Origin of the sequence: Gordonia otitidis NBRC 100426 (genome assembly GCF_000248075.1) — a bacterium.
Taxonomy (GTDB): Bacteria; Actinomycetota; Actinomycetes; order Mycobacteriales; family Mycobacteriaceae; genus Gordonia; species Gordonia otitidis.
The window spans coordinates 1-5,941 of the sequence record NZ_BAFB01000066.1 but is presented as its reverse complement, the minus strand read 5'-3'; the positions used below and the strand labels follow the sequence as shown (position 1 = coordinate 5,941).

At 67.6% G+C, this 5,941-nt stretch carries 7 protein-coding genes; 4 read left to right on the top strand and 3 right to left on the bottom strand.

Going from position 1 to position 5,941, the window contains the following annotated elements:
• From GOOTI_RS06645 to GOOTI_RS06630, 4 genes are all read left to right on the top strand, one after another.
• On the top strand, positions 1 to 965 hold a 965-nt coding region (locus GOOTI_RS06645), incomplete at its 5' end, for an LCP family protein (protein WP_007237797.1).
• Positions 965 to 1,675, top strand: coding sequence for a TIGR03089 family protein (locus GOOTI_RS06640; protein ID WP_039993654.1), 711 nt, complete (start codon positions 965 to 967; stop codon positions 1,673 to 1,675). The genes GOOTI_RS06645 and GOOTI_RS06640, both read left to right, overlap by 1 nt.
• Before the next feature lie 81 nt (positions 1,676 to 1,756).
• Positions 1,757 to 2,182, top strand: coding sequence for a nitroreductase family deazaflavin-dependent oxidoreductase (locus GOOTI_RS06635; protein WP_007237795.1), 426 nt, complete (start codon positions 1,757 to 1,759; stop codon positions 2,180 to 2,182).
• Positions 2,179 to 3,024 (top strand): dienelactone hydrolase family protein, encoded by an 846-nt coding sequence (locus tag GOOTI_RS06630; RefSeq protein ID WP_007237794.1) that lies wholly within the window; start codon positions 2,179 to 2,181, stop codon positions 3,022 to 3,024. The genes GOOTI_RS06635 and GOOTI_RS06630 overlap by 4 nt, the downstream gene beginning before the upstream one ends.
• Positions 3,025 to 3,031: 7 nt before the next feature.
• On the opposite strand, the gene purE is transcribed toward GOOTI_RS06630, so the two are convergent.
• The 3 genes from purE to GOOTI_RS06615 form a co-directional block, all read right to left on the bottom strand.
• Positions 3,032 to 3,568, bottom strand: coding sequence for a 5-(carboxyamino)imidazole ribonucleotide mutase (purE, locus tag GOOTI_RS06625; RefSeq protein ID WP_007237793.1), 537 nt, complete (start codon positions 3,566 to 3,568; stop codon positions 3,032 to 3,034).
• 170 nt (positions 3,569 to 3,738) lie between these two features.
• Positions 3,739 to 5,058: a 5-(carboxyamino)imidazole ribonucleotide synthase gene (locus GOOTI_RS06620; protein ID WP_007237792.1), complete on the bottom strand. Its 1,320-nt coding sequence runs from the start codon at positions 5,056 to 5,058 to the stop codon at positions 3,739 to 3,741.
• A gap of 91 nt (positions 5,059 to 5,149) precedes the next feature.
• Positions 5,150 to 5,941, bottom strand: a 792-nt coding sequence (locus GOOTI_RS06615; RefSeq protein WP_007237791.1) for a sensor histidine kinase, incomplete at its 5' end; no start/stop codon positions are given.

The window sequence follows — 5,941 nt, the reverse complement described above, 5'->3', positions numbered from 1 at the left end:
CCGGCCGCAAAGCCCTGATCGACACCGTTGCCGATCTCACCGGAGTCAAGGTCGACCACTACGCCGAGGTCGGTCTACTCGGCTTCGCGTTGCTGACCAAGGCTGTCGGCGGCGTCGACGTGTGCCTCAAAGACGCTGTGAACGAACCGTTCTCGGGCGCACGCTTTCACGCGGGCAGGCAGACGCTCAACGGCCCACAGGCTCTGAGCTTCGTTCGCCAACGACACGGACTACCGCGCGGCGACCTCGACCGCATCACACGCCAGCAGGTCTACATGGCCTCGCTGACGCAGAAGATCCTGTCGGCACACACCCTGACCGATCCGTCCAAGCTCAACGAACTCGAGGACGCCGTCTCGCGATCGGTGGTCATCGACGACGACTGGAACGTGGTGCAGTTCGCCGAGCAGCTCAAAGATCTCAGCGGAGGCCGGGTGAAGTTCGCGACGATCCCAGTGCTCGACGAGCACGGGTGGAGCGAAGACGGGCAGCAGAGCGTCGTGTCCGTCGACCCGAACGCCGTGCACGTCTTCACCAGCAATCTGCTCGACAGCGGAGCGTCGAAGCCCCAATCGCAGCGAGGCGACTACACGGTCGACGTCGACAACGCTGGCACCATCGACGGCCTCGCGGGTAACGTCTCGAACATCCTGACCAACAAGGGATTCCATGCGGGCAAGACCAGCAGCACGCCGGCGGACATCAAGGATTCGGTGATCTACGCGCACAGTGCGGACAACGCGGGTGCGCAGTTGCTCGCCAAGGACCTGCAGGCGGTGCGGATCGAGGCACAACCCGACCTCGACGAGCATCACCTCAAGTTGGTCCTCACCAACACCTTCGCCGGACCGGGATCCATCGCCGACACCGGACCGCAGACTGACAACACACCCGCGAGTGCGCGAGTCGGCAACAACGCCCCGCCGATCACAGCGGGAACAGACGGACCGGTGTGTGTGAACTGATGAGCGACGACACAGTGACGACCACACTTCTCGGACGCGTAGACGATTGGGCCCGGCCCCTTCTGACCTATTACGACGACCACACCGGCGAGCGCACCGAGTTGTCTGCGGCGACGCTGGGCAATTGGGCGGCGAAGACCGCCAACTACCTGCTCGTCGAGGTGGGACTGGTACCCGGCGACGACGTCGTGGTCGATCTGCCAGAGCATTGGCAGAGCGCTGCGATCCTGCTGGGCTCGTGGTGGGCGGGCGCACATGTGCATGTCGACACCGAGAGCGACACCGCTCGTGTCGTGTTCACGAGCGCGGCCGGCATCGACACCCACGCCGATGCCGAAGAGTTGGTCGTCGCCTCTCTCGACCCGTTCGGGCTCGGCGTCGCCGACCTCCCGCCCGGGGTCAGCGACTACGCATCGGCCGTCCGCGTGCATGGCGATCAGTACTCCCCGCCCCGCTACTCCGGTGCGGCACTCGACGGTCGGACGACGACAGAGGTGCTCGACTCCGCGTCGACGCTCGCCTCCTCCGCCGGCATCGGGTCCACCAACCGCGTTCTCTCCACACGCGAATGGCACACCGGCACAGGAATTCTCGCCAATCTCGTCACACCTTTGAGCACCGGAGCAAGCCTGGTGTGGGTCTCACCAACGCCCGACACCGATCTCGCTTCGCGGGCGGCATCCGAACGCGCCGACCTCGTACTCGAGTGACACCGACGCACTGCCTGCCGGGCGCACTCCGATCAACGCTGCCTCTTCACGGAGTGCGCCCCATACGGCAGAGTGGTGATCATGCAGTTGCCCGACTGGCTGGCACGCGCCAACAAGAAGATCACCAATCCGATCCAACGCCGCTGGGCGCCGTATCTGCCACCGTGGGCCATGGTGCACCACGTCGGTCGTCGTAGCGGGCGCACCTACTCGACTCCTGTCCTCGCGTGGGTCGGCGGCACGCGCGACGAGCCGAAGCTCTTCATCATCCTCGCCTATGGCCGGGACACCGACTGGGTACGCAACACACTGGCCGCCGGCTCCGCGGGGATCACGAGAAAAGGCAAGCAGTACACATTGATCCGTCCCACCATCATCCCGTCCGACTCACCCGACCTGCCGCCGGTAGCCCGGCTGGCCGGTCGACAATTCGACTGGGCACTGCAGGGCAGCCTTGTTCCGACAGAACGCGCACAGGACACCGGCGGGACGAAGGCGACGCGGTGACCCGCGGCTCCTCCGACGACCAGCTCACCGACTTCGACGTCCGGATCGCGACTCACAACGGCGTCAGCCGTCGGGTCTACAGCCTCGGCGACGGTCCGGCGGTCATCGTGATAGCCGAGATGCCCGGCATCAGTCCTGATGTCGCCGATTTCGCACGCAAGGTCGCAGCGCTGGGGGCGACCGCGGTGATGCCATCGCTCTTCGGCGTCGACGGGCGCGACCCGAGGCCGTCGAATCTCGGTGTCGTGGGTGCCGCGACCACAATGCTCGGAACCCTTGCGCGGGCATGCATCAGTCGAGAGTTCACCATCCTGGCATCGGGTAAGACCTCCCCGGCGGCCGACTGGATGCGTGCGCTCGCCGCCGAGGAGCACGAGCGGTGCGGCGGCCCCGGTGTGGGGGCGGTGGGCATGTGCTTCACAGGTGGGTTCGCCCTCGCGATGGCAACCGACGAACGAATGCTGGCACCCGTGGTCGCGCAACCGTCGTTGCCGGGTGCCCTGACTCCGCGACTGGCTCACTCGATCGACGTGAGTCCCGAGGACCTGCGCACGGTGGTCGCACGCTGCGAACGCGGGCTTGACGTGATGGGCGTGCGTTTCTGCGGTGACCGGATGTCACCGGCATCGCGTTTCCGGTTCCTGCGTGAGCTCCTCGGGGACTCGTTCCTCGCCATCGAGATACCCGACTCTGCCGCCAATCCCGAATCACCGCTTCCCACACCACATTCGCCGTTGACCGTCGATCTCATCGACGCGCCGGGCGAGCCGACCCATGATGCGCTGACCGAAGTACTCGAGTTCCTCGCGACACGCCTCGGACTTGTGCCCGGCGATCGCTGAGGTCTGCTCAGTCTCCGCCGAGCAACTTGTCGCGCAACGCCGCATCCTTGTCGAGCACGAGTTGTTCGAGGCTGCGCTGGAACGCTTCCATCCTCGACCGGAGAACGGGATCCGACGATCCGAGAATCCGCACGGCGAGCAGCCCGGCGTTGCGCGCGCCGCCGACGGACACGGTGGCCACCGGAACACCCGCGGGCATCTGCACGATGGAGAGCAGGGAGTCCATGCCGTCGAGGTAGCGCAGCGGGACCGGTACTCCGATCACCGGAAGCGGTGTCGCCGCGGCGACCATACCCGGAAGGTGCGCGGCTCCTCCCGCTCCGGCGATGATGACCTCGATACCTTCTCCCGCAGCCGACTTGGCGTAATCGAGCATGCGTTGTGGTGTGCGGTGTGCCGAGACGACCCCGACTTCGAACGGGACGTCGAACTCGGCGAGCGCCTCGGCTGCCGCTTCCATGGTCGGCCAGTCCGAGTCGCTGCCCATGATCAGTCCGACGCGGGCGCGGTGGCGGAGCACGGTCTCTTCCGTCGCCCCGTCCACCGTTCCGGCGCCATCCGCATCGCCGTCGCGTGCGTCGCCGTCAGGTGCTTCGTCGATTGTCTCGCCGTCGTGTGTGTCGGCACCGTCTGCCCCGACACCGCTCCCGGCGATCGTCTCGTCATCGGTTGCGTCTGTCTCGTGATCCACCGGGTCGCCTGTCGTCTCGTCGTTCATGAATGTGGGTCCCAACCGTCCGTCCATTCTGCGTGTGACATCCAATGCGCCGCGCGCTCGGCGCGTTCGCGGACCGACGCCGCGTCGTCGCCGGGCCTACCCACGATGTTGACATGTCCGATCTTCCGATCGGGACGTTCGCCCTTCCCGTAGAGGTGGATCCTCGCGTCGGGCATGCGTGCCATGAGATGGTGCGTCCGCTCGTCCATCGACATCTCCGGCGCCTGCGGGGCCCCGAGGATGTTGGCCATCACGGTGACCTCCGCACGCGGCGCCGTGTCGCCGAGCGGATAGTCGAGGACGGCCCGCAGATGCTGTTCGAATTGCGACGTCACCGCACCGTCCATGGTCCAGTGACCGCTGTTGTGCGGGCGCATCGCGAGCTCGTTGACCAACAGGTCGCCGTCCGTGGTCTCGAAGAGTTCCATGGCCATCACGCCGATGACGCCGAGTTCGGACGCCAGCCGCAAAGCCATCTCCTGAGCGCGCTCCGCGGTCTCGACACCCAGGTCCGGCGCGGGGGCCGTCACCACCGCGCACTGGCCGTTGCGTTGCACGGTCTCGACCACCGGCCAGGCACCGCCCTGCCCGAACGGTGAACGTGCGACCATGGCCGAGAGCTCGCGTCGCATCGCCACCTTCTCCTCGGCGATCAGGTCGACCCCTGCGGCGAACTGCTCGTCGAACACGGCAAGCGCATCGGGGCCGGTGTCGACGATCCACACGCCGCGCCCGTCGTATCCGCCACGCACTGCCTTGAGCACGATGTGCCACCCGTGCCGTTCACCGAACTCGACCAGTCGCGCGCGGGCCATACCGAGGTCTCCGGCGAGGTCGGCGAAGTCGGGCACGGGGAGGCCGAGTTCACCGAGCTTGACCCGCATGGCCCGTTTGTCCTGGGCGTAGAGCAGCGCGGCCGACGGCGGTCGGACCGCGACACCCTCGGACTCGAGCACGCGCAGATGCTCGAGCGGCACGCCCTCGTGGTCGAAGGTGAGAGCCACTGCGCCGGCGGCAGCGCGACGCAGATCGTCGACGTCGTCGTGCGATCCGATCACCACGTCGGCGCTGACCTGGGCGGCCGGGTCGGTGGGGCTCGCGGCCAGCACGCGCAGGCACTCGCCCAGCGCGATCGACGCCTGGTGGGTCATCCTGGCAAGCTGACCGCCGCCGATCATGGTCACGGTGGGCAAGACATCACGCGCCGGGATCGTCCGGGCAGCAGCGTCCGGCGGCGGCGCATCGGTCGGATCGGTGTCGGTGCCCCCGTCGACGCTCGGGCCGGCGTCGGGATCTCGCGCAGTCACGCGCTCCATCGTGGCATGACCGGTCCGTGGGCCGCGTGCCCGACCTGGGTTTCCGACGTCCGACGATGTCGTGCGCGCACGGGTCGGGTCTGCGCCGTCCTCACCGATGCGGCACCCGGTCGCGCCGGATACCCACGCGCGTCGCGGCGTCGCCCGGCGTCGGCGATCCGTCCGCAGCTCCGCTTTCCGCGCTGTCGGCTCCGGCCGCAGCCGGCACGACGATCGCGAACACCGGTGGCCGCCGCGAGGTGAGTTCGAGTCGTCCCCCGTCGGCCTCGACGAGTGCCCGCGCCAGCGACAACCCCACACCGTTACCCGCTCCGCCGGAGAAACCGCGTCGGAAGATGTCGGTCGCCACGTCATCGGCGACACCGCTGCCCTCATCGGCGACGGTGATGCGCAACATGTCGCCCTTGAGGTCGCTGACCGAGATCCGACATTCGCCGCTACCGTGTTGCAGCGCGTTGTCGACGAGCACACTCACCGCCTCGCGCAGTCGACCGGGACGAGCACTGCGCGCCACCGCATCCCCCTGGAACGAGGCGACGAGGTTGCGACCAGCAGCGGTGAAGGCCTGGTCGAAATCACCCACCAGTGTCGTGACCAGCGAAGATACGTCGACAGTGTCCGGCTGCGCCGGATCGTCGCGTGAGGCGGCGACGAGTTCGTCGAGTTCGGCCGCGAGACGATCCACCTGTCCGAGCGCCGCCTCGGCCTCGGTCACGACCGCAGGATCCTCGTGCAGCGACAGCTCGTCGAGTCGCAGTTGGATAGCGGTGAGGCGCGAGCGGATCTGGTGCGAGACGTCGCCGACGATCTCGCCCTCGCGCTCGAGCCTGAGTGCGATCTCGGCGTTCGCGTCACCCAGCGCGCGCGACACGCGGTCGAGTTC

Bases quoted from the DNA above. Each gene is read 5' to 3' on its own strand.
- GOOTI_RS06640 (WP_039993654.1), top strand. From the start codon at position 965: ATGAGCGACGACACAGTGACGACCACACTTCTCGGACGCGTAGACGAT.
- GOOTI_RS06635 (WP_007237795.1), top strand. From the start codon at position 1,757: ATGCAGTTGCCCGACTGGCTGGCACGCGCCAACAAGAAGATCACCAAT.
- GOOTI_RS06620 (WP_007237792.1), bottom strand. From the start codon at position 5,058: ATGGAGCGCGTGACTGCGCGAGATCCCGACGCCGGCCCGAGCGTCGAC.